The following is a 22959-nucleotide window of genomic DNA, read 5'->3' on the forward strand; positions in this document are numbered from 1 at the left end:
TACAACTACGGTTTGGGGGTACAGCTGAGCATTCCCATCCTGCAGTTTGCAAAAATAAGATCACAGGTCCGGCAGCAGGATTTCCTCATCCGGTCCGATGAAGAAAAGCTGAATGAGGTAACGCTGCAGGTCAGGAAACAGGATGAGCTGGCCGATACTACGCTTGGCACCGCATTAATGGTGTCAAAAGAAACTCCGCTATACTATGAGTCTGCCAGTTTCGCATACAAGGCCATGCAGTCCCGCTACGGGTCCGGCCTGGCCAATTTTGCCGACCTTATGCAGGCGCAGTATGCACTCGTAAAAGCGGCAGCTGACAATAAAGCCGCCTATATGGCTGTATGGAAAGCGCTGTTGTATAAAGCTGCTGTGAACGGCGATCTCAATTTATTCTTAAACCAGGTTAATTAGCAAGGTTATGATCCGATTAATAGCGGTTGCGCTGCGTAAGCCGTTGGCGGTGGTGGTGGCCTTTATCGGGATTGTCTTTTTTTCATGGCTCAGTATCAGGAACATGAAAATTGACATTTTCCCCGCAATGGGATTACCCACCATTTATGTGGCCCAGCCTTACGGCGGGCTTTCCCCGGAACAGATGGAGGGGTTTATTACCTCTTACTATGAATACCATTTTTTGTATGTGACCGGGGTAAAATATGTGGAATCAAAATCCATTCAGGGAGCTACGATTATCAAGATACAGTTTAATGACGGTACCGATATGAGCCAGGCAATGGGCGAAGTGGTAGGTTATGTGAACCGTGCCCGTGCCTTCATGCCTCCTGGTACGGTGCCTCCTTTTATTACCCGTTTTGACGCCGGAAGCGTGCCCGTGGGGCAGTTGGTGTTCACCTCTGAAACCCGCTCGCTCGGCGAGATACAGGATCTCGCCTTATTTAAGGTACGGCCCATGTTTTCAACCCTTCCCGGCGTATCTGCGCCACCGCCTTTTGGCGGCAACCAGAAAACGGTGATTATAAAGGTAGACCCCGAGAAAATAAGAAATTATAACCTGTCGCCTGATGAAGTAGTACAGGCCCTGGCTAAATCAAATAGTATTACGCCTGCTGGTAATATCAGGGAGGGCGATAAAATGTTGATCACTTCTCAAAATGCAGTGGTGGAGAATGTGAAGGAGCTGGAGAATGTGCCCCTGAAGCTGGGTGCAGGTGCGGCGGTGTATGTAAGGGACATCGGCAATGTGGAGCTGGGGTCTGATGTAACTACCAGCTATGCGCTCATCAACGGAAAACGGTCGGTATACATCCCCGTTACCAAACGTGCCGATGCCGCCACCTGGGATGTGGTGCAAAGGGTAAAAGCAGCTTTGCCGGATATGCAGGCGGCGGTTCCGGATGATATTAAAGTAACGTATACGTTTGACCAGTCGGGATATGTGATTAATGCATTACGGAGCTTAACTGCAGAAGGGGTGCTCGGCGCCCTGCTGACAGGGTTGATGGTGCTGTTGTTCCTGCGGGATCTGCGGGGCGCGTTCATTGTGGTGATTACTATTCCGCTGGCGCTGTTGTCAGCCATTATATGCCTGAGAATTTTCGGGCAAACGCTGAATGTAATGACGCTGGGCGGGCTGGCGCTGGCCATCGGCATCCTGGTGGATGAATCGACCGTAACGATTGAAAACATACATCATCACCAGGAACTGGGAAAATCAAAAGCAAAGGTCATATGGGACGCCTGCCGGGAAATTGCGCTGCCCAAGCTGCTGATCCTCCTTTGCGTGATCGCCGTATTTGTGCCGGCCCTGTTTATGACAGGCATTCCGGGATCTATGTTTCTGCCTTTATCGCTGGCAGTTGGTTTTGCAATGATCGCTTCTTTCACACTTTCCCAAACGGTTGTACCTGTTTTTGCGCACTGGTTGCTGAAAGACCGCATCCACACCGGGGAAGTTAATGCCACCAGGCGATTTAACCGCTTCAGATTGCGTTATGAGGAATGGCTGAAAGGGTTTGTAAAAAAAGCATCCTGGGCTACACCGCTGTATTTGATACTGGCGTTTGGTATAACGGTCGCTGGGTTTTACTTCCTGGGTACTGAGATATTCCCGAAAACCGATGCCGGCCAGGCACAGGTAAGGTTAAGGTTACCCGCGGGTACCCGTGTGGAAAGAACAGAAACGGCCACCCAGCAATTATTACATCTGGCCGATAGTATTACCAACGGTGGGGTAGAGATCAGTTCTGCTTTTGTTGGCGTGCAGCCTTCCAGCTACCCGGTGAACCTTATCCATCTCTGGACAAGCGGACCACATGAATCGGTGACAAAGATAAAATTGAAGAAAGAGGCCGGTATTGCCATTGAAACGTTTAAAGAAGCACTGCGGAACGCCGTAAAAAAGGATATGCCCGCAGCAACGCTTTCCTTTGAACCGGGGGACATGGCAGAGCAGGTAGTGAATATGGGAACCGCCAACCCCATTGAGATTGCTGTCATGGGAAAAAACCTTTCCCAAAGCTGTAAGATAGCCGGCGACCTGGATAAAAAACTACAGGGAATTTCCTACCTGCGGGATGTGCAGATTGCCACGCCGCTGGAATATCCCGGTGTTAAGCTGGATATTGACAGGGTAAAAGCAGGTCAGCTGGGAGTAACCGTTGACCAGGTTACCAGGTCAATGGTAGCCGCTACTTCTTCCAGCCGCTTCACGCAACCTAACTACTGGCTTGACAAAAACACCGGTACCGCTTACCAGGTACAGGTAGAATACCCGCAATACCGTGTTAACAGCGCCGATGAGCTGGGCCTGGTGCCGGTGACGGCAGGTGCCGGCAACCCTGTTTATCTGCGGGATGTAGCTACTGTTCAAAACACAACATCGCCCGGTGAATATGACCGTATTAACCAACAGCGGTACATTACCATTACGGCGAATATTTACAAAAAGGATGCAGGTACTGCTGTAAAGGAAGTGAAAAGCGCTATTGCTTCATTAGGCGGGCTTCCGCAGGGCGTGAAAATTATGCTGCGGGGCCAGGCAGACCTGCTTGCCCAAACAATGAATGAGCTGGAAACAGGGCTATTGATTGCGATTGTAGTGATCTTTTTAATGCTCACAGTGAACTTCCAATCGTTCCGTTTATCGCTGGCTGTTTTATCGGTTATTCCGGCCGTAGTGGCGGGTGCGCTGCTGATGTTGCTGATAACGGGGCAATCATTGAACATTCAATCCTACATGGGTACGATCATGGCAGTGGGCGTGGCAGTGGCCAATGCAATACTGTTGATTACCAATGGTGAATTATTCCGGAAACAATCAGCCCCCGGTTATGCTGTAACGGGCGCCGGTAACCGTTTACGTCCTATACTCATGACCAGCATGGCTATGATTGCGGGCATGATCCCGATGGCTATCGGCTTTAGTGAAGGAAGCGACCAGATGGCGCCGTTGGGCATTGCTGTTATTGGCGGCCTGCTCTTTTCCACGGTTAGCACCCTGGTTTTCCTGCCGGCCATTTACACCGGTATAATGGGCAGGAAAGCATACCATAGTCCGTCGCTTCACCCGGAGGACAAGGAAAGCAGGTATTATGAAGCAAACAATCATCAAACTGATCTTCTATAAAAGTTACACCATGGGATTTTCTTATGCTATCATAGGACTGGCATCGCTAGCGGTTATGTTGATGGCCTGCCGGCAAAACAACGGCGGCAAAGAAACGGCAAAGAAGGCGGGTGCTGACTCGGCGGCCGCTTTCCTGCTGCGGAAAGACACCGTTAATAAGCAGGTTACGTTTCCGGCTGAACTGGTTCCGCTGGAACGGGCGGAGATTTTTGCAAAGGTAAGCGGGTATGTAGGTACGTTGAAAGTGGACATTGGAGATAAGGTAAGCAGGAATCAGCTGCTGGCGGTGCTGGAGGCCCCGGAAACGGTTGCCAATTATTCGCAGGCTAATGCGGATGTGCAAACCGCCCGCTCTAAATACCTCGGCAGCCTGGATGCCTATAAACGGATTGTGAACGCCGCAAAGGTGGAGGGAACGGTGGCCGCCGGGGAGCTGGAAAAGGCCAGGAGCCTGATGATGGCGGATAGCGCTGCGCTGAATGCTGCCCGGTCGAAAACAAATGCCTTTGCGCAGCTGAAAAACTATCTTACTATCCGCGCCCCGTTTAGCGGCATCGTTACACAAAGGAATGTAGATCCCGGTACATTGGTGAGCGCCGGCAATCCCAGGCCGTTGCTGGTAGTGGAGAATATAAGTACGCTTCGTTTACGGGTGCCCGTACCTGAATCCTATACAGCTGCCGGCATGGAAACCCCTACCATTCATTTTACCGTGGATGCGCAACCCGATGTAACGTATCAGGCGGTATTGTCGCGTAAAGCCGGCGCCCTGAACCTGGCTAACAGAACTGAAACATGGGAGTTTCTTTTTAAAAACAGTAACAACCAGCTGAAATCAGGCATGTTTGCCAATGCCGTATTGAACCTGGGCCGGAAAGCCCCCACCTTCCTGGTGCCGGCATCGGCGGTAGCTACCAGCCTGGAAAAGCATTTTGTGATCCGGCTGAAAGATGGAAAAGCGGAATGGGTAGATGTTCGTAACGGTATCAGCGTGGGAGATAAGATGGAGATATTTGGGAATCTATCCGAAAACGACACTTTACTCATGCGGGCTACGGACGAAATAAAAGCAGGAACCGCCCTTGTGCCGAAGCTCCCGGAGCCGTAGCGGCCCGGGAGGTTACGGCTCAAATCTCCGCTCGTCTGCATACCAGTTTATTCCTTTTTCCCGGTGTACCGGGATAAATGTGAACATCCACTTGGGAGGAACCTGCCAGTCAAGATCAGGATTGAATTTGCCCATCGGAAGTTTTACCAGTACATTGTTCCAGCCTCTTTTAACTTTAACGGTCGCCGGAGGCCTGTAATAAAACCCTTCATTCACCATGGGCTCTTCCAGTTTACCGGATGCGCGGCCCGGGAAAGCCCATTGCGGAGGCGCCAGTAGCGCCCCGTTGATCCATAATTTACTGTTCATATAGTCCCATGCTCCTTTGGAAGGAGTAGCATCGGCGCCGGACCTGGACAGATCTTTAAAATCCGCCCATAATTGTATAACCGTATCGGCGTTGCTCCAGAATCGCGTATAGGCATACCAGGTAGTGTTTTCCCTGGGCTGCTCAAGCCAGGCTTTAACAGCAGGCCCGTGGGTATGCCATAACCATACTGTTCCGCCTGTGGCCAGTACCGCCGCTGTAGAATCCTTCAGCGATACGCCTTTCATTTCCGGCCAGTAAGAGGTGTTTAAGCTGCCATTGTTATCAAACGGGCCAAATAAATGCCATTTGATATGCGTTTGTTTTACGTAGTGAAACGGCAGCTGTGCAAAATATTTCCGTTTGTGGTCGGTTAGCCGCTTTTCGAATGCCGCAAACGCTTTTGCCCTGGCAGAGGAATCGGGCCCTATGCTGAATACTACGCCAGGGTAACCGCCGCCGCGCCAGCTGCGTTCAGAAAAAGCCAGCATAGCAGGATAAACCGGGTTCATATTTACCAGGTCTGACTCCTGCTGTACCCGCCGGTCGGCCCATAAACAAAACTCAGCGCCTAACAGGCTGGCGTTGCCATGAGGTTTCCCGCCTATCTGCCGGTTGAAAATAGTCACCACGCTGTTTAAGGGATCCATGTCGCTGATGTACAGGAACCGGGAGTCTATATACCGGATGGCATGTTTACCGGCATCTTTATTTTCTTCTTCTTTCCATAACTGGCGGATGGTGTGTTCATCATAATTGCCGCCGGGCGCCCATCCGATCACTTCCTTTTTATATTGCCGGATGAGCTGCGTAACCGCGGGCAGGAACTGCGCATTGGTTATTTTAACCTCGTCGGCGCCAATGTGCAGGTAGGGTATATCATAAGTGCTGCATATCTCACGGAGAATGTTTTTCACTATTTCAGCACCTTCCCGGCTTTGCATATCTACTCCCATTGCCCGGGTAAATGCCTTACTATGCCCTGGCATATCTATTTCAGGCACCAGCGTAATATGCCGGTCCTTACAATACCGGATCAGCTCCTTCATCTGCTCAATGCTGTAGTACTTTCCTTTATTGCGTTGCATGCTCGCAGCAGCCGTTAGCCGGGGATATTGTTTTACCTGCAGCCGCCACGCCACATCTTCTGTAAGGTGAAAGTGGAAAACATTTAATTTGTACCGGGCCATTTTATCTATTTGCTGCTTTAGCAGGTCCGGTGACTGGTAATTCCGGCCCACATCCACCATATATCCCCGCCATCTGAACGCGGGGTAATCTACAATGGTGCAGCCGCTTACCAGGTCATTATCATCAATCAGCTGTGAAAGTGTTTGTATGCCGTAAAATATTCCATGAGCCGTACCGGCGGTAAGTACAATGCGGTCATGCTTCACCTCAAGCTGGTAGGCTTCGGCGGATTGCCGGCCGGGTACTACGGTACCCGGCCTTAATTCAATAGTATATGCTTGGGGCATTGCGGCCGGTGCGATGCGTACGGTATTCCCTTTTTCAGCAAGCAACTGTTGCAGGCGTACTGCTTCTTTTTTGAAAGAGGTGTCCGTGAAAATAATCGCCGTGCATTTGTGCAGATCGAACTTATCCGGGCTCCATTGCAATGATTGCGGTAATGGAATAATGGATGGTTCCTGTTGCCGGCCATTTGCACACAGAACATTAAAGGTCAGCAGCAAGACGCAAATGGTTTCCCTGATGCGTATATGGCACAGCGATGGTTGTTTCCATATCGTGTTCATTTTCAATATTAAAAAAATATTTTGATAATATTGCGCCATTTACAATTGGCATGCGGCTTCCGAACTTTGAAACAGTATTGGACACCATTTATTTTACACTACCGTTTTTACCTTTTTTTTTGGGGGCAAACGGGGTAAGGGCCTGTTTCCATATATCAATTGCACCGGCCATTTCTGTTTCATCTAAAGAACAGTAACCGATGCGTATGAAGTCGTGTGGCCTGGAAATATTAGGCTGGAAAAAATAATTACGGCCATCACTGATCTTTAATCCCAGCTTTTCTGCATTCAGGGCAACCGCGCTGGCACTTATATTCTTGCTGTAAGTTGCCCAGATGGCCAACCCGCCGTTCGGTCGCTCAAACGTTAAATAATCCTGCAGGTGCTCCCGGAGCAACCGGCAGGTATTTTCCAACCGCCCTTGATAAACCTTATGCGACTTTTTGATGTGCCGGGAGATCTCACCGGCGCTCAAAAGTTCGGCGGTCGCTTCTTCCAGCAACTGTTCACCTTGCCGGTCTATTAATTTACGAAGGGCAGCGGCTTCGCTTATTACCACTTCCGGCGCCACCATAAACCCGATCCGGATGCCGGGTGCAATGCTTTTGCAAAAGGAACCTACATAAATAATATGTCCAGCCGTGTCCAGGCTGGCCAAAGGCAAAAGGGGGCTGCTTGTAAAGTGGTAATCAAAATCATAATCATCTTCAAGCAATGCAAACCGGTACTTGCGGGCCAGGTTCATTAGCCGCATGCGCCGCTCTGCGCTTAAAGTAACGGTGGTAGGCCGGTGGTGATGCGGGATAATATAGATCATCTTGGGTACCTTCTTTTTACACAGCTGCTCAATCCTGTCTACATCCATGCCCTCTTTATCTACCGGGATAAATACCAGATTAGCTCCTGCCAGCTTAAAGGCTTCATTGGCGTCCAAATAGCCAGGTTCCGGTACAAATACAGTGTCCCCGGGACGAACGAGTAGCTGCGTGGTTAAATAAATGGCCATCTGCGTCCCTTTAGTTATCAGTATTTCTTTTTCAGTAACCTGCATCCCCCTGGTCTTGTTTAAAAATTTAGCCAGTTCAACCCTGAGATGATAAGAGCCCTGCTCCGGGCCATACATGAGCAATCGATTTGTTAGGCGGCTCTTTCCAAACCTCCTGTATTCCCGCACCAGCTGCTCAATAGGCGCAATTCTGGGATCAGGAAAGCCGTCATCAATTTTATACAGGGGCGTTGGCATTCCCGGGGTAATGATTTCCACATTTGGATCTATCCTGGTTGTTCCGTTAGAAGGCCGTTTTATGATCAATGGATAACCGGGTTGCCGGCTTCGTGTTAATTTTTTGCTATTTGGGTTGATGGCATGAGCCGAAGTATCAGGCAGGTGGCTCGAAACATAAACGCCGCTTCTTTCCCTGGTTTCCACCCAGCCCTGCGCGCCCAATTCCTCGTAAGTAGCCACCACCGTTTTACGATTGAGTTTAAGGCTTTGCGCCAGTTCACGTGAAGAGGGGAGCGCCTGCCCTGGTTTCAAAACGCCACGGCAAATCAACTGGATAATTTCCGATTCCAATTGCAGGTATAAAGGACTATGCTGCCCGTCTTTTTTAAATGAAATTTCAAGGAACTTTTTAATCATAACTGGACCCCTGTATATTTTGAAATTGGACCATCAAGGTAACCAAATTAGAACATAATTTTATCCTGACATTCAATAGAATCATACTTGCAACTTTAAATATTGAGATCACGCTAAAGGCAGGCATGATCAGTATTAACGCTAAAAACAAAAAAATGAAAACAGTAGTGTATGGCAACACCGTTTTATTAAACAGGTGTTTCCTGGTGAACAAAAAAGGAGGTATGCTATGAAGGCGATTGTTGTAACAGACCAGGCTGCGGGAACAGCCGGAATGAAGCTGATGGAACGGCCCGAGCCGCAGGGGCTTGGCAGCCTCTCGGGCGCGAACTACGGCGATGTTGTTGTTCGGGTTCATGCATCGGGATTTACCGGGGATGAGCTGTCGTGGCCTTCGACCTGGATCGACCGCTTAGGCCGTGACAGGACGCCTTCGATTCCCGGCCACGAATTGGCCGGAGTAGTCACCGCGCTTAGTTACGGAACAACCGGGCTGTCGGTAGGACAGCGGGTGTTCGGCCTCACGGACTGGACCCGCGACGGCACGCTGGCGGAGTATGTAGCGGTTGAGGCGCGCAACCTTGCGCCGCTGCCGGGCGACGTTGATTTCACAGTAGGCGCGGCCCTCGTAATGCCGGGCCTGACTGCGTGGCAGGGACTGTTCGAACACGGCCGCCTTCGCGTAGGGCAAACGGTGCTCGTGCATGGTGCGGCAGGTGTAGTTGGTTCAATGGCAACCCAGCTTGCACGTGATGCCGGCGCATATGTCATCGGCACCGGACGTGCTGCCGCCCGTCAGGCAGCGCTCGATTTCGGCGCGCAGGAGTTCGTTGACCTTGAGAACGATACCCTGGAAGATGTTGGTGCAGTTGATCTTGTTTTCGATGTCCTCGGCGGAGAAATTGTGAAGCGTTCTGCAGGCTTGATTCGCGCCGGGGGAACGCTGGTGACCATCACCGGCCCGACTGAAGCGCGGCCCGTTGATGGCCTGACGGTTGATTTCGTTGTTGTACCCGACCGCATTCAATTGAGTGAGCTTGTCCAGCGGGTGCGGGAAGGACGCCTGCGCACGAACATCGGCGACATTGCTACGCTCGACGACGCCGTTGCCACCTTCAATTCAACCAGGCGGGCCAAGGGAAAGACGATCATCCGCATTCGCCCGTAAGGGCCCGGAGAGGCCGGGCGGTTATGGCCGCTTCATGGAAAAAACCGTTCTAAAATCAAATATCATGATACGGTTGATCGGGTGTACGTTAACCACGTTACGTATGTATATCAGGAGAAAAGGATGGGATATTACAGACATACATTGTTCGGTAAACATGTTGCAGGAGGTTGAACCTTTCAAGACTTCGATTTTCAGAACGGTTTCGTTTGGCCAGCCGGTGACGGATGACCAAAGGGAAAGGCTGCTTTGGGTAGCAAAAAATTGCCCGGTTGCTAAATTGTTACAAGGTGAGATCGTGATAGACACACATCTGTCCGGCGATACTTCAGTACCCGCAGGCACGGGTAACTACCCACCATCAGATGCAGAATCTATCCAGACAACTGAAAATTACTCCTCGCAGCTATGAGGATAAAGAAAGGTTATACAAGTAAGGGTTTTCCAAAGCCACTCTGCTGCACCTCCTCTTTTTTAACGATACTTCATATATGACATCAATAGACGCAGATGAATACAGGCTTAAAATGGAAAACAAAGATTTTTATCTGGACGTTATCCAGGGCCTGGCACAAGTTCCAAAAAGGCTATCGTCAAAATACTTTTACGACAAAAAAGGGGATGATCTCTTCCAGGAGATAATGGTGTCGCCGGACTATTATCTTACAAGATGTGAAATGGAGATCTTTACCTGTCAAACAAAAGACATTGCAGATAGTCTGACGAGGCAAAAATTAGATTTTGAATTAATCGAATTGGGCCCCGGTAATTGCGCTAAGTCTGTTTACCTGTTACAGGCCCTTACTGCGGCAGGTGTATCGTTTAATTACATTCCTGTCGATATATCTGAGAATATAATTTGCGCGTTGCAATCCTTCCTGCCAGCTAAGGTTCCGGGTTTACGATTTAATGGATTGGTAGGCGATTACTTTAACACGCTGGCATCTCATTGCTTATTTACTGAAAGGCGGAAGGTTGTGATGTGTTTAGGCGGTAATATCGGCAATATGACGATAGCAGAAAGCAACCAGTTCTTTAAAAAACTACGTGGCTATTTACAGCCTGGCGATCAGTGTATCATAGGGTTTGATCTCGTCAAGCATCCTGCTGTTATCAGGCGGGCGTATGATGACGGGAAGGGGCTTACCCGGGAATTTAATCTAAACCTGTTGAATAGAATTAACCGGGAACTGGAAGCGGATTTCAGGATTGACCAGTTTGAACATTATTGCAGCTATGATCCGCTGACGGGCGCAGCGAAAAGCTATCTTGTTTGTTTAAGCGATATGGTGGTGCATCTACCCGGCGCCGAAATTCCTTTTGAGAAAAATGAATGTATATGGACCGAAATATCGCAGAAATATTCAAAAAATCAGGTTCGCCAAATGGCGATTGATAATGGATTTATCCATACTGCAGAATTTTTAGATAGCAAATTGTGGTTTATGGATGCAATCTGGACAGCCGTTTAAGTATTATTCACATTCAAACGACAATAAATGCAAAAGAATCTCCGGGAATTATCAAATACCATGAATGAGATGGTAACAAATGGTCAGCTTGTTGATGCCGCTGAAAAGTATTACGCGCCCAATATCAGGACTGTCGAATTTGACGGCAGGGTTACGGAGGGAAAGCAGGCAGCTATGAAAAAGCTAAACGACTTTGTGGGGTCAATTCAAAAGGTAAAGGAAATTTCGCTTCTCCGGTCGGTGTCGGATGATAATGCTTCTTTTTCAGAATACGTTTTAAATTTCGAAATGAAGGACGGAAGTGACATCTATTTGCATGAGATAGTCCGCTCATTATGGGAAAACGGGCAAATTGTAGAAGAGCGGTATTTCAAAGGATAGCGGAAGACATGCTCACCGGAAGAAGAAAAGCAAGCCGCGATGAAGATCATTGATGAAATGCAAAAATCAACTAAGACAACAACAAAGGGCGGCATTATATCATCCTGCGTGTTAAAACAATGGGGAAAAAAGAAAAAGGCTTGAAGTCATTGATTTTCAAGCCTTTTGTGTGCCCAGAACTGGATTCGAACCAGCACGCCCTTGCGAGCGCTGCGACCTGAACACAGTGCGTCTACCAATTTCGCCATCTGGGCAACCGTGTTAGGGGCAGCGAAGGTAAGCATAGAATTTATTTTTACAAACTTTTGTTTAAAAAGAAGTTGTTCGGGTTACCTTATTCGTAAATTCGTTATGCAAATCTCCCCTTAAAACAAACGTCATGATAAAGTGCAGGCTGATCATCACCCTTGCCATGTGCTGGATTGCTGTAGCGGCTTGTTCCCAGTCCCCGGTGGTTTTTGCCGGCAGCACGCCCTGCGCTGCAGCCAGCCCTCCTTTGCCTGGCATTCCTGTAAATACGCCCTGTGAGCTGATCAGGTGGGAGCTTACGCTTTACAGCGATACTTTTAGCCTGCGCTGCGCTTACGGCCTGCCGCAACAGGGCGCCACCGGTCTTACAGGGGGCGGAACTAAACTTATCCTGCATGGGAAGTGGACAGCGGAAAAAGGAGTGGTCCCCTACAGGAACGCTGTCATTTATCGTTTAACAGATGCTGCAACGAATAAGGAAATTGCTTTCTGGAAAGTAAATGATAAGGTGCTGCACCTGCTGGATGCAGGCGGTCGCCTCATGGTCGGCAGCGCAGCATGGAGCTATACGTTGAACCGTATTAAATAAGCACGTATGAAACGTTTTTTGTCAGTGCTCTTCTTCCTTGCAAACGGCCTGCTGATAACTGCCGTTAGGGCGCAAACCGCTCCTGCGCACAATAAGCCTTTCCAAACCATTACATACCACCCCATTCCTGCCGGCCCTTCTGTATTCGGCGTTTTCGAAGGCCGGCCGCCATGCCCGGTGCTGGCCCGCCAGCTGCATTTGTTAACAGATGCTGATTGCGTTAAATTAAAGATGAACATTGTGTTTTACCGTAATCCTGCTACGCTTAAACCCGACAGCTTTGTATTGTCCATTGTTGGAAGCGGCGATGTGGTAAAGCAGGAGGGAGGATCGTACCGCTACCAGGAGATCCGCGGCCAGTGGAGCATTGTAAAAGGCCGGCCGCCTTACCCGGCTATGGAAATTTACAGGCTAATGCCCCACAACGGTGGTACAACCCTTAACCTGCTCAGGGGCGATGAAAATGTGCTTTTTATCCTGGACCAGCACAACGCTGTAATGGCCGGTAACCCCGATTTCAGCTTCACACTGAACAAGGTTGAGCTGGTGCCAGGCAAACAGCTGCCATAAAAGGCGGCGCATGCCCCCTGCGGCCGCCCACATATATAAAAATCTGAATTTTCGCAGTACCTTCGGCCGGCTACGGCTAAACGAATAAACTATCCGTGAATAAACAATAGCACATGCATTTACTTTTAGAACAGGTTTGTAATACCAGGAAATTCACCAATTCAAAAGGAGATATAGTAGAAGTACATTCCGAAACACCCCTGGGGCAGTGTGCATTTCTGCAAAGTATAATAAAAGACAACCATTTTAAAACATCCGTAGAAGTAGGGCTGGCATACGGCACCTCTACGCTGGCAATAGTAGATGCCATTGCTGCTAACAATGGCCATGCTGTAGCAATTGACCCGGCTGAAAACAGCTACTGGGGCGGAAATGGCCTGGAGCTGGTTAAACAGGCCGGCTATGAAGGCCGCCTTGATTTTTACGAAGAGCAATCCCATACAGCGCTGTCCCGTTTTCTGGCCGAAGGGAAAAAATTTGATTTTGCTTACGTAGACTCCACCAAGCTAACAGACTGGCTGATGGTTGACTATTTCCTGATCGATAAGCTTTTGGAAGCCGGCGGTGTACTGGTGTTCGATGATGTTAATTACCCCTCTATACGCAAGCTCGTCAGGTATATTGCGCAATTGCCGCATTATAAAGTGTATGGCAACTGGCCTGCCAATAAACAAAGCTCCGCAATAAGGAAGATCATAAAAAACTGGCTCACACTCGGCGCTAACGATGGAATAACGGTAAAAGATTATAAATTAGGGATCTATACGCGGTGTGTTGCCCTGCAGAAAATAAAAGAGGACGAGCGCCCGTATGACTGGCATGTGAAGTTTTGAGTTTATTGGTCAGGGCGTTTCCCCTTCCTGCTTTGCTGCTTGGGTAATTTCTTTTTAATTTCCTTTATATCGGCAAGATCCTGGCTGCGACCGGCTGCTTCCTTATTCTTAAGGAAATCCTGTAAGCCAATGAAGAAGATTTCAAGCCCATCATCCAGCGTTATCTTTTGACGGTTTGGTGCCGCTTCAGTGAACTCAACGCCATCAATATTATTAAGAATATCAATTCTCAGGGGTGGATAACCAATCTGCGTAATATATCCCGGTTGTAAAAAATCCTCTTTGCTGAAGTCTAAGGCGCCCATGCCAAATTCATCAAGCACCTTTAACATTCGTTCCGCATTGGCTGGTGAAATGTTTATCCAAATATCAAGATCGCCTGTATGACGCGGCTTACCATGCAATGCTAAAGCATAACCGCCTACCACCATATATTCTACCTGGTGCTTGTTTAGCAGCTTTACAAAGTCTTCAAAGTCCTCAGCTAAAATCATAACTTTAAGGCCTTTCTCCTGACGGCCGTTTTATCAATCCGGGCGTTCTTTCTTAAAGATTGGGTAACAATAAATGTAACTGCCTCAATCCTTTTACTAAAGGGTTGTTTAAACCAATATTCAACATCATGAGCGGCTTCGTTCGCTTCATGCATTGCAACCTTCCGCACAACCGGTGCTATCCTTCGCTTTGTATCAACGGAAGACAGTGTCTTTTTAGGTTGTGTAATTATATTTTTACGTTCCACGCGAACCTCCTTATTTTCAAAGGGAACCTTTCCCTTGCTCAGGTAATTATTGAGCGTGTTATAGTTGTATTGTGGATAGCTCAGGCAAAAGTTTTTCAGGTTTGAAAAGACTTCAAATGGTTGCTCAGGTCTATCCTTCCAATAAACTACTACTACTCTTTTATTCGTTAAATACACATCCGGCATGCGCCAAGTTAACAAATATTCTCTATATATTTGTCATTTAAGGTTGAAAATGCATATAATGAATGCCAGTATACACGATGTGCGTATCTCATGTATATCCTGGTAGTTACGTAGTACTGACTGTCATAAAGCGGATCTAAATAAACCGGCTTTGGTGCTGATTGGCTTTGTTGTTAAATTTATATCTGGCAGGTACCCTTACTGCCGGATTGAACCCAAACCATTTTACATTATGAAATGCGCGCCCATTGTTTTTACGCTTTTATTGTTCATTTCCCATCGCTCCTTTTCCCAGGATCCCTGGAAGCTTACGGCTGCCAAAATCACCCCATCCGGCTATTACGGTATTACGGTTGCCAATGGTATAACCGGTATTGTATCGTCGCCCGAACCCTTTAAGGTAAAAGAGGTAGTGCTGGCAGGCGCTTATGATCTCTATGGTCGCGGCCGCGTCAGTAATTTTCTTCGCAGCTTTAATTTGCTGAACATGTACCTGGAGGTAGACGGGCGCCGCATTGAAGCCAAAGATGTTTCAGGTTTTAAGCAGGAGCTTGATATGCGGCATGCCGCCTTTACCGCCTCTTTTGAGTATGGCGATAAAGCCACTGTTACCTATACCTATTATGCACTGCGCCACCTGCCGTACACCGTATTGATGGATGTAAGCATTACCCCTAAAAAAGATATATCCATTACCGGTGCAAGCGTAATGGAAGCGCCCGACGCCTTAAAAGACGTACAGAATTATTACAATGAAATTGACCGCCCGCATGTAGTTATCAGCCTGCTAACATCCACTGCCAGGTCGCCAACCGGTAAGCTGCTGATGTGCGCTTCCAATACTTTCCTGTTCAGCGAGCCGCATGGCCAGGAGCCCCGCGTGATCCATGAAATGTGGGACAACAATATGCACCTGATGAAGTTTTCAAAAACAATCAGGGCAGGCAAAAGCTATCGCTTTTCCATTGTAGGCTCTTCGCTTACATCTGCCCATCATGACGATCCCCTGAACGAAGCAGAGCGGTTAACAATTTATGCAAAGCTGGAAGGGCGCGACCGCTTGCTGCAGCACCATCAGCAAGCGTGGGACAGCCTCTGGAAAAGCGATATTATAATTGACGGCGATCCGCAGGCCCAGCAGGATGTGCACAGCATGATGTATCATCTCTACTCCTTTGTTCGTGAAGGAACTGCCTATTCCCCTTCGCCAATGGGGTTAAGCGGCCTTGGTTATAACGGCCATGTTTTTTGGGATGCCGAGCTTTGGATGTACCCCGCATTGCTGGTGCTTCATCCTGAGCTGGCAAAGAGCATGATCGAATACCGCTATCAGCGGCTGGAAGCAGCAAAACGGAACGCATTCGCCAATGGCTTTAAAGGGGCCATGTACCCCTGGGAAAGCGCAGGAACCGGTGTGGAGGAAACGCCGGTATGGGCGCTGAGCGGGCCGTTTGAACATCATATCACCGCAGATGTGGCCATTGCCGCCTGGAACTATTATGCCGTAACGCAGGATAAGGAATGGCTGCGTGAAAAAGGCTACCCGGTTTTATCTGCTACAGCCGGCTTTTGGGCAAGCCGTGTTGAAAGGAACGGACCTGGCCATTATGATATAAAGAATGTGGTAGCTGCAGATGAATGGGCCGAGAATGTAGATAACAATGCTTTCACAAATGCAGCCGCCAAAGCAAACCTGCAGTATGCAACGGCAGCCGCGAACATCCTGGGTATTAAGCCCGATCCGGATTGGGCCACGGTGGCCGCCAACATTCCCATATTAAAGATGGATAACGGCGTTACACAGGAGCATGCCGCATACCATGGCGAAGGTATCAAACAGGCAGATGTGAACCTGCTTGCATATCCTTTAAAAGAAGTTACGGATCAGAAGCAGGTGCAAAAAGACCTGGCGTATTATGAAACAAGGGTGCCGGACGAAGGTACGCCCGCCATGACGCAAGCGGTTTTTGCCTTGTTATATGCCCGTTTGGGAAATGGCGATAAGGCTTATCACTGGTTTAAAGCAGCCTACCTGCCCAATCTGAACCCGCCGTTCCGGGTGATTGCAGAAACAAAAGGCGGCACCAATCCTTACTTTGCAACAGGCGCGGGCGGCTTGCTGCAGGCAGTATTAATGGGTTTCGGCGGACTGGAGATCACGCCTCATGGCATCACACAAATCAAATCAGCCCTGCCGCCCGGCTGGAAAAAGCTAACCATCACGGGAATTGGTGTTGAGCATAAAACCTTTACTAAATAATTTTCCTGGCAGGGTAAGAACCCCGGGGAGCAAAACATCTGTTCATTCAAATGTGGTGAGCCCGGAATTTAGTAGCTTACGCCGGTGAATAAACCATTGCTTATTATCATCACCGGAAGGCCCGGATCAGGTAAGTCTACCCTGGCCAGGCAGGTGAGTGACACGGTAAGGTGCCCGCTGGTTTCCAGGGACCAGCTAAAGGAAGGGTATATCCGCACCGCCCGGCTACCCCATAATGCGCTGCCTGAAAATACCAACAGGAATGTTTCCGGTGCTTTCTTCCAGGTGCTTGCATCGCTTGCAGGCGCGGGCATTTCAGCGGTTGCGGAGGCGGCCTTTCAGCATACGGTCTGGGAAGCAGGACTGGCGCAGCTGGAAGAAAAAGCAGGTATCGTGATACTGTTGTGTAAGGTAAGCCCTGACCTTGCCCTGCAAAGGTTTAACAACCGGTTACTGGCAGATCCGGAAAGGGAAAAATTTCATGGTGACCAGGATGTGCGCTTCGATGAAGGGCTTAAAAAATTTATAATTGAATATAAGCCGCCCGGACTGCCATACCCCACCCTTGAAGTTGATACCACTAACGGCTATACGCCGGGCATGAACGCCATTATGGATTTTATTGGGATCCTGTAAGGCAAATTCCATGGTTCCATTGATGTTGTTTCCTGCAATGCGCCAACACCCCCGGGAAGGAGAAAATACTTGTTGCTTTTATTATATATTTGATGCCGGTAAATCCCTTTTATAATGATACCCTTACGCCTTTTTAACATTGCACTTTTAGTTACCCTGTTTTTTTATTGTACCCATGCGCAGGCACAGGCCCGCGGCTCCATCGGCTTTGGCGCAGGTCCGGCCCTTCCCCTTGAGAGCGGCTATAAGGTAGGCAACACCTGGGCATTGCAAGCCAGCGCGCGGCTCAGCAACAGGTTTGCGTTAACGCCCACTCTCAGTATTGAAAGAATTGTAAGCCAGAATAAAGGCCGTTACAACGGCTACTATTTTGAAGGATCGCCACGGGGTATTAACCTGGTGATGTTAAGTTTGCCTGTCCGTTACTATATCACAGGAGGAGTATTTGCCGCATTGGGGCCAACTTTGTTCGTTGGCGGCGAAGATGCCTCCAGCAGTGGTATTGGCGGTACAGGAGGCATTGGCTACGACCTGCCGGTTGATGCACACAGCAGCTTTGAGCTTATGTTGCACTGCGATAGAGTGCTTGTGTATGATCATCCCGTAGCTTTATTAGGGTTGCGCCTGACATACAAGTTCAACTTCCGCAAAAGGAAAATTTAAGGTTCCTTAATAGGAAACCCTCACGCCGGCCGCTGCTATCCGGGCCCTGTTGCCCGGATCATTTATCATATATTTTCAGGGGAATGTTTTCAAATTTTCCTGCTGCCGTTCCTGTTGAGGTTTTATCCCAATTAACACCGCTGTATTTAAAGGTGCCTGAGATCCTTCCTTCTGTATAACCCGCTTCGTCCGCAGATTCCCCGGCATGATAGGCTCCCAGGTCTATCTTTTCAATTGTAAGGTTGCCAGCCCCGGTAGAACGTACATCCTTTGTACCCCATGCCGCGGTTGAAACCTCATCATTGGAAGAAACCACGCCGGAAGCTACATTCACACAACCATCCGTTTTTGTGCCTGATCGGCAGGACAATAGATCTTCGTCATCTATTATAGGATAGGTGCCTGTTTTCAAATCGCCGTTTGTAAGCAGCGACAGTACAATGCTGTTCTCATGATGCACAGGCTCATCATCATTCGATCCCTGAATAGTTAGCAGGTTGTATTTTTCCGACTGTGGCTGGTATTCAAAGACCGCCTCATTTTTTTCATCTGTGCAAGACACATTTTCCCCGCGGGCAGTGAAAACAATGCTGCCATAATTTTCATCATTGTTATTCAATTCTCCTGGATGTTTGGAACAGCCGGCTAATCCAATAACAGTTGCCAGTATAAAACCAGTTTTTCCAAAAGTAACCAATTGATCCATCTTTAAATAAGGTGCTGATTCAGGCGGTAAAATTAGGGTAAAATTCTATAGTAAACTGTAGAACGATGATTGCAATGTACCACTTGCTGTTGCCGGTGGCGTTTGACCGGTTATTACAACGGTATGCTATGGATAGGTGGTGTGCTTCAAAAATTAATATTTATCTCTATCTTGGGCAAAGAAAAATAGCGGTTATACCCCGGCTATTAAGCAATAGACATAAGGCTTTCAAGTAACATCCATGTCAAAGAAAATTTCCTTAATAGCTTCTGGCTGTATCATAATCCTTTTTTTAATACCAGTTGGCTTAAGCGTGCAGGTGGCTATACGCTAACACAATACTGGCGAAAGGAAGCTGCCGGTTTCGATACCTCACTTCAATTAAGAGTGAATGGCAGGTACTATTACTGGAGCGGCGGAAGCGCGGATAGATCGCAGTATATACGCATACCAGGTGGTGCAGCCTTTGAGAACTTTGAGCTAAGAGAAAACTTCAAACCCGGGCAAAAATTCTACTTTGGCATTACGCGCAAAACACCTGCTGAAATTTTGCGGTAATGCGTAAAGGCGGCGGTTCCCCGCCGGTACTGGCCGCATTATTGATGAATAAAAGTTAAAATGATCAAATATGGATTCCGCTAAAGATTATACACCTATTGACTGTAACTATTATGATCGCCTGGAAGCCTGGGCAACTACTAAAACCGTTTCCTTAATTGTATACCGTGACGAGGCCGGCGAACAAAAGTCCCTTTCCGCTAAGATCGTGGATGTTTATACGCAGAACAAGGTTGAGTACCTGAAAACAGATACAGGAAAGGTGATCCGGTTAGATGCCTTGATCTCGGTTAATGATGTGCCGGTGCCGGGGAAATAAAGCTTGCTGCCATATCGGTCAACTGGTTATTTGTGAACCCGGCACAGGGAATGTAGATGTGTTGATTCGGTTTTACCATCTAAAGGAAAAAAGGCTTGCATGACCAGTGCGGTCATGCAAAGGCAGGTACTGTTTATCGGGGTACAATTACCCTAAAAAACAAAAGGCCGGAATTACTTCCGGCCTTTTGTTTTTAGTGCCCAGAACTGGATTCGAACCAGCACGCCCTTGCGAGCGCTGCGACCTGAACACAGTGCGTCTACCAATTTCGCCATCTGGGCAACCGTGTTAAGGGATTGCAAAAGTATGCACTTTTTTAAAACTTCCAAATTTTTTAATCCCAAAAAATCCGAAAAAGTTGAGAACGCTTCCCCTCCCTTATTTTCATGCTTACTTACACTGCCACGCTGAACTCACGGAGGGTATCATTCAGGCTTGTTTTCAGGTCGGTTGACTCTTTCCTTTTGCCAATGATCAGCGCGCAGGACACCTGGTATTCGCCCGCAGGAAATTTCTTGGTATAGGTGCCGGGTATTACCACACTGCGTGCCGGTACGCGGCCTTTGTATTCTACCGGCTCGCTGCCGCTTACGTCAATGATCTTGGTTGATTGGGTGAGCACTACATTCGCGCCCAGCACAGCCTCTTTCTCTACACGCACGCCTTCCACCACTATGCAGCGGGAGCCGATAAAACAGCCGTCTTCAATAATCACCGGGCTGGCCTGCAGGGGTTCCAGCACGCCGCCAATACCTACGCCGCCGCTCAGGTGCACATGCTTGCCTATCTGCGCGCAGGAGCCTACTGTTGCCCAGGTATCTACCATGGTGCCTTCGCCTACATACGCGCCAATGTTTACGTAAGAAGGCATTAAAATAGCGCCTTTGGCAATATAGGCGCCGTAGCGCGCAATGGCATGCGGCACCACGCGAACACCCAGGTCTTTGTAGTTGTTTTTCAGCTTCATCTTATCATAGAACTCAAAAGGGGCCAGGGTCATGGTTTCCATGGGTTGTATGCAGAAGTACAGGAGAATGGCCTGCTTTACCCATTCATTTACCTGCCATCCGTCGGCCACAGGTTCTGCCACGCGCAATTTGCCCTTATCCACCGCTTCTATTACAGCCCTGATAGCATCGGTATATTGCGTTTCTTCCAGCAGGCTACGGTCGTTCCAAACGGTCTGAATTTGATCTTTTAGTTCCATTGTTGATTTTTTTGCAAATATAAACGGCATTTGGGTAATAGGGTAGGGCTTTATTGCTGAGGCATTCCAACTGCGGGAAGCGCATACCGGTACATGCCCGCCTTCCTGTGGCGCCATCCCGTTGGCAAAAAATTTCCTTATTTTGCCGTCCGGTCATTCGTTTGCCCGCTGTCAACGGCTGGCGCAAACGCGCCGGCTATACGCACACCGCTGATAGCCAACCGCTAAAATCACGACCAGTAAATGAACATTGCCTTTGACGCCAAACGGGCTTTCCAGAATAATACGGGATTGGGTAATTACAGCCGTTCCCTCATCAGCGCCCTGGCCACCTTTTTCCCGGAACAGCATTACTTTCTTTTTGCGCCAAAGCAAACAGGCATGTTCAACACCGCGCCTTATCCCGGTATGCAAACCGTGTTGCCGCAAAAGCCACTGCACCGCTGGCTCCGGGCTGCCTGGCGCAGCAGGTGGGTGGTAAACGACCTGCTGTCGCATCACATACACCTTTACCACGGCCTCAGCCACGAAATACCTTTCGGCATTCACCGCACCGGTATCAAAAGCGTGGTTACCATGCACGATCTCATTTTTGAACGTTACCCTGCCCAGTACAATCCCGTTGATGTGCAAACCTACCGCCGCAAGGCCAGGTATGCCTGTGAACAGGCCGGCAGGGTAGTGGCCATCAGTGAGCAAACCAAGGCCGACCTTATTACCTTTTATCATACGCCTGCAGAAAAAATAGCCGTGGTGTACCAAAGCTGCGATCCTATGTTTGCTGTTGCGCACACACCGGAGCAGCTGCAGGAAATGCGCCGCAGGTATAGCCTGCCGCAGGACTACCTGTTATACGTAGGTTCGGTAATTGAGCGAAAGAACCTGTTAGGCGTGGTGCAGGCCCTGCGCCAGCTGCCGCCCTCATGCCAGGCGCCATTGGTAATACTCGGTGATGGCCGTGCCTATAAAAAGAGGGTAAAAGCCTTTATAGCTTCGCACGGCCTGCAGCAGCAGGTAATATGGCTGAATGAGCAGGGCCGTCCGGGTTATGCGCACCTGCCGCTGTTATACCAGGGCGCCCGGGCATTACTGTACCCCTCAATTTTTGAAGGGTTTGGCATTCCCATCCTGGAAGCATTATGGAGCCGCACGCCTGTTATCACATCCCAGGGCTCGTGCTTTGCAGAAACCGGCGGCAATGCCGCGTTGTATGTCGATCCGCTGCAGCCGCACACCATTGCCCACGCCATTTGCCGGGTAATGGAAGATAGCGCGCTGGCACAGGATATGCGGGAAAAGGGCTGGGCGCATGCACAGCTTTTTACGCCGGAAAAATGTGCCGCCGCCATGATGAAAGTATATGAAGCAACCATGCAGGAAAAAACGAAGTAAGCGATAAGGCCCTCAAAATGCCTGCAACAAACGAAACAACTATGCAATTTGAAACCGACATTACTCCCTGCCTTCGCGTGTTAAAGGAAGGCGGCCTTATTTTATACCCTACAGACACGGTATGGGGCATTGGATGCGATGCTACCAATGAAGCAGCGGTGCAGGACGTATTTACCTTAAAGCAGCGCGATGAAACCAAAAGCCTGGTTATACTGCTGGCAGATGTGCGCGACCTGATGCAATACATTGCCCACCCGCATCCCGATTTAGCCAATATACTGCAGGGCTTTGACCGCCCCACCACGGTTATCTACGATGGCGCGCTGGGCCTGGCCCGCAATGCCATTCACCAGGATGGGAGCGTGGCTATACGTATTGTGCAGGACGAGTTTTGCCGCCACCTCATTAAACGCCTCCGCAAACCGCTGGTATCTACCTCCGCCAACCTGAGCGGGCAGCCCACACCCGCCACCTTTGCCGCTATTGACCCGGCCATAAAGGAAGGCGTGAACTACGTGGTGCAGTACCGGCAGAACGATACTACTGTTAAACCACCCTCCCGCATTATCCGCCTGCACGATAACGGCAGCCTTGATGTGATCAGGGAGTAATTATGAACACTGCCACA

Annotated in this window: 22 protein-coding genes and 2 tRNA genes; 16 read left to right on the top strand and 8 right to left on the bottom strand. The window is 49.0% G+C overall.

The window, feature by feature from the left end; all coding sequences use genetic code 11:
* The 3 genes from VFS25_RS16345 to VFS25_RS16355 form a co-directional block, all read left to right on the top strand.
* Positions 1–411 (top strand): TolC family protein (locus tag VFS25_RS16345; RefSeq protein ID WP_326463240.1); only part of this gene is annotated, 411 nt, incomplete at its 5' end.
* Between the two features lie 7 nt (positions 412–418).
* Positions 419–3586, top strand: coding sequence for an efflux RND transporter permease subunit (locus VFS25_RS16350; protein ID WP_326463241.1), 3168 nt, complete (start codon positions 419–421; stop codon positions 3584–3586).
* On the top strand, positions 3552–4694 hold the full coding sequence (locus VFS25_RS16355) for an efflux RND transporter periplasmic adaptor subunit (protein ID WP_326463242.1): 1143 nt from the start codon (positions 3552–3554) through the stop codon (positions 4692–4694). The genes VFS25_RS16350 and VFS25_RS16355 overlap by 35 nt, the downstream gene beginning before the upstream one ends.
* Positions 4695–4706: 12 nt before the next feature.
* Here VFS25_RS16355 and VFS25_RS16360 read toward each other — a convergent pair whose 3' ends face one another.
* Together VFS25_RS16360 and VFS25_RS16365 are read right to left on the bottom strand one after the other, a co-directional pair.
* A complete protein-coding gene (locus VFS25_RS16360; RefSeq protein ID WP_326463243.1) occupies positions 4707–6758 on the bottom strand; it encodes a beta-N-acetylhexosaminidase in 2052 nt (683 codons plus the stop codon).
* An 88-nt stretch (positions 6759–6846) separates the two neighbouring features.
* Positions 6847–8400 carry a PLP-dependent aminotransferase family protein gene (locus VFS25_RS16365; protein WP_326463244.1) on the bottom strand — a complete coding sequence of 518 codons (1554 nt, stop codon included), beginning with the start codon at positions 8398–8400 and terminating at the stop codon, positions 6847–6849.
* Between the two features lie 229 nt (positions 8401–8629).
* On the opposite strand from VFS25_RS16365, the gene VFS25_RS16370 reads away from it, so the two are divergent.
* The 4 genes from VFS25_RS16370 to VFS25_RS16380 all read left to right on the top strand — a co-directional run bounded on the left by VFS25_RS16370 (position 8630) and on the right by VFS25_RS16380 (position 11421).
* Positions 8630–9568 carry an NADP-dependent oxidoreductase gene (locus tag VFS25_RS16370; protein WP_326463245.1) on the top strand — a complete coding sequence of 313 codons (939 nt, stop codon included), beginning with the start codon at positions 8630–8632 and terminating at the stop codon, positions 9566–9568.
* 64 nt (positions 9569–9632) lie between these two features.
* Complete coding sequence (locus tag VFS25_RS25375) at positions 9633–9980, top strand: OsmC family protein (RefSeq protein ID WP_414647750.1); 348 nt, start codon at positions 9633–9635, stop codon at positions 9978–9980.
* A gap of 79 nt (positions 9981–10059) precedes the next feature.
* Positions 10060–11040 (top strand): L-histidine N(alpha)-methyltransferase, encoded by a 981-nt coding sequence (locus tag VFS25_RS16375; protein ID WP_326463246.1) that lies wholly within the window; start codon positions 10060–10062, stop codon positions 11038–11040.
* 27 nt (positions 11041–11067) lie between these two features.
* A complete protein-coding gene (locus tag VFS25_RS16380) occupies positions 11068–11421 on the top strand; it encodes a hypothetical protein (RefSeq protein WP_326463247.1) in 354 nt (117 codons plus the stop codon).
* Positions 11422–11591: 170 nt separating this feature from the next.
* Here the strand turns inward: VFS25_RS16380 and VFS25_RS16385 are convergent.
* Positions 11592–11675, bottom strand: a tRNA-Leu gene (locus VFS25_RS16385).
* 125 nt (positions 11676–11800) lie between these two features.
* Here VFS25_RS16385 and VFS25_RS16390 point away from each other — a divergent pair.
* The 3 genes from VFS25_RS16390 to VFS25_RS16400 all read left to right on the top strand — a co-directional run bounded on the left by VFS25_RS16390 (position 11801) and on the right by VFS25_RS16400 (position 13662).
* Positions 11801–12259, top strand: coding sequence for a hypothetical protein (locus tag VFS25_RS16390; RefSeq protein ID WP_326463248.1), 459 nt, complete (start codon positions 11801–11803; stop codon positions 12257–12259).
* A 6-nt stretch (positions 12260–12265) separates the two neighbouring features.
* Entirely contained in the window at positions 12266–12829 is a 564-nt protein-coding gene (locus VFS25_RS16395; protein WP_326463249.1) for a hypothetical protein, read from the top strand.
* Between the two features lie 113 nt (positions 12830–12942).
* Positions 12943–13662 (top strand): class I SAM-dependent methyltransferase, encoded by a 720-nt coding sequence (locus tag VFS25_RS16400; RefSeq protein WP_326463250.1) that lies wholly within the window; start codon positions 12943–12945, stop codon positions 13660–13662.
* Between the two features lie 2 nt (positions 13663–13664).
* Here VFS25_RS16400 and VFS25_RS16405 read toward each other — a convergent pair whose 3' ends face one another.
* Together VFS25_RS16405 and VFS25_RS16410 are read right to left on the bottom strand one after the other, a co-directional pair.
* Entirely contained in the window at positions 13665–14156 is a 492-nt protein-coding gene (locus tag VFS25_RS16405) for a nucleotidyltransferase (protein ID WP_326463251.1), read from the bottom strand.
* Positions 14153–14590 carry a hypothetical protein gene (locus VFS25_RS16410; RefSeq protein WP_326463252.1) on the bottom strand — a complete coding sequence of 146 codons (438 nt, stop codon included), beginning with the start codon at positions 14588–14590 and terminating at the stop codon, positions 14153–14155. Before VFS25_RS16410 ends, VFS25_RS16405 begins: the two co-directional genes overlap by 4 nt.
* A 232-nt stretch (positions 14591–14822) precedes the next feature.
* Here VFS25_RS16410 and VFS25_RS16415 point away from each other — a divergent pair, with 232 nt between their 5' ends.
* From VFS25_RS16415 to VFS25_RS16425, 3 genes are all read left to right on the top strand, one after another.
* A complete protein-coding gene (locus VFS25_RS16415; protein ID WP_326463253.1) occupies positions 14823–16850 on the top strand; it encodes a glycosyl hydrolase family 95 catalytic domain-containing protein in 2028 nt (675 codons plus the stop codon).
* A gap of 96 nt (positions 16851–16946) precedes the next feature.
* On the top strand, positions 16947–17486 hold the full coding sequence (locus VFS25_RS16420; protein WP_326463254.1) for an AAA family ATPase: 540 nt from the start codon (positions 16947–16949) through the stop codon (positions 17484–17486).
* Between the two features lie 114 nt (positions 17487–17600).
* A complete protein-coding gene (locus tag VFS25_RS16425) occupies positions 17601–18149 on the top strand; it encodes a hypothetical protein (RefSeq protein WP_326463255.1) in 549 nt (182 codons plus the stop codon).
* Positions 18150–18207: 58 nt separating this feature from the next.
* Here the strand turns inward: VFS25_RS16425 and VFS25_RS16430 are convergent, their stop codons facing one another.
* On the bottom strand, positions 18208–18768 hold the full coding sequence (locus VFS25_RS16430; RefSeq protein WP_326463256.1) for a hypothetical protein: 561 nt from the start codon (positions 18766–18768) through the stop codon (positions 18208–18210).
* A gap of 715 nt (positions 18769–19483) precedes the next feature.
* Between VFS25_RS16430 and VFS25_RS16435 the strand changes: the two genes are divergently transcribed.
* Positions 19484–19732, top strand: a complete 249-nt coding sequence (locus VFS25_RS16435; protein WP_326463257.1) for a hypothetical protein — start codon at positions 19484–19486, stop codon at positions 19730–19732.
* 197 nt (positions 19733–19929) lie between these two features.
* Here the strand turns inward: VFS25_RS16435 and VFS25_RS16440 are convergent.
* Both VFS25_RS16440 and VFS25_RS16445 read right to left on the bottom strand, forming a co-directional pair.
* Positions 19930–20013 (bottom strand) — tRNA-Leu (locus VFS25_RS16440).
* 113 nt (positions 20014–20126) lie between these two features.
* The gene (locus VFS25_RS16445) at positions 20127–20939 is read right to left on the bottom strand and encodes a 2,3,4,5-tetrahydropyridine-2,6-dicarboxylate N-succinyltransferase (protein ID WP_326463258.1); all 813 of its coding nucleotides are present in this window, start codon (positions 20937–20939) and stop codon (positions 20127–20129) included.
* Positions 20940–21182: 243 nt separating this feature from the next.
* Between VFS25_RS16445 and VFS25_RS16450 the strand changes: the two genes are divergently transcribed.
* Both VFS25_RS16450 and VFS25_RS16455 read left to right on the top strand, forming a co-directional pair.
* A complete protein-coding gene (locus VFS25_RS16450) occupies positions 21183–22331 on the top strand; it encodes a glycosyltransferase family 1 protein (RefSeq protein WP_326463259.1) in 1149 nt (382 codons plus the stop codon).
* Between the two features lie 41 nt (positions 22332–22372).
* Positions 22373–22942 (top strand): L-threonylcarbamoyladenylate synthase, encoded by a 570-nt coding sequence (locus VFS25_RS16455; protein WP_326463260.1) that lies wholly within the window; start codon positions 22373–22375, stop codon positions 22940–22942.
* The last annotated feature ends 17 nt before the right edge of the window (positions 22943–22959 follow it).

Origin of the sequence: Chitinophaga sp. (assembly GCF_035761305.1) — a bacterium.
In the GTDB taxonomy this organism is placed as follows: Bacteria; Bacteroidota; Bacteroidia; order Chitinophagales; family Chitinophagaceae; genus Chitinophaga.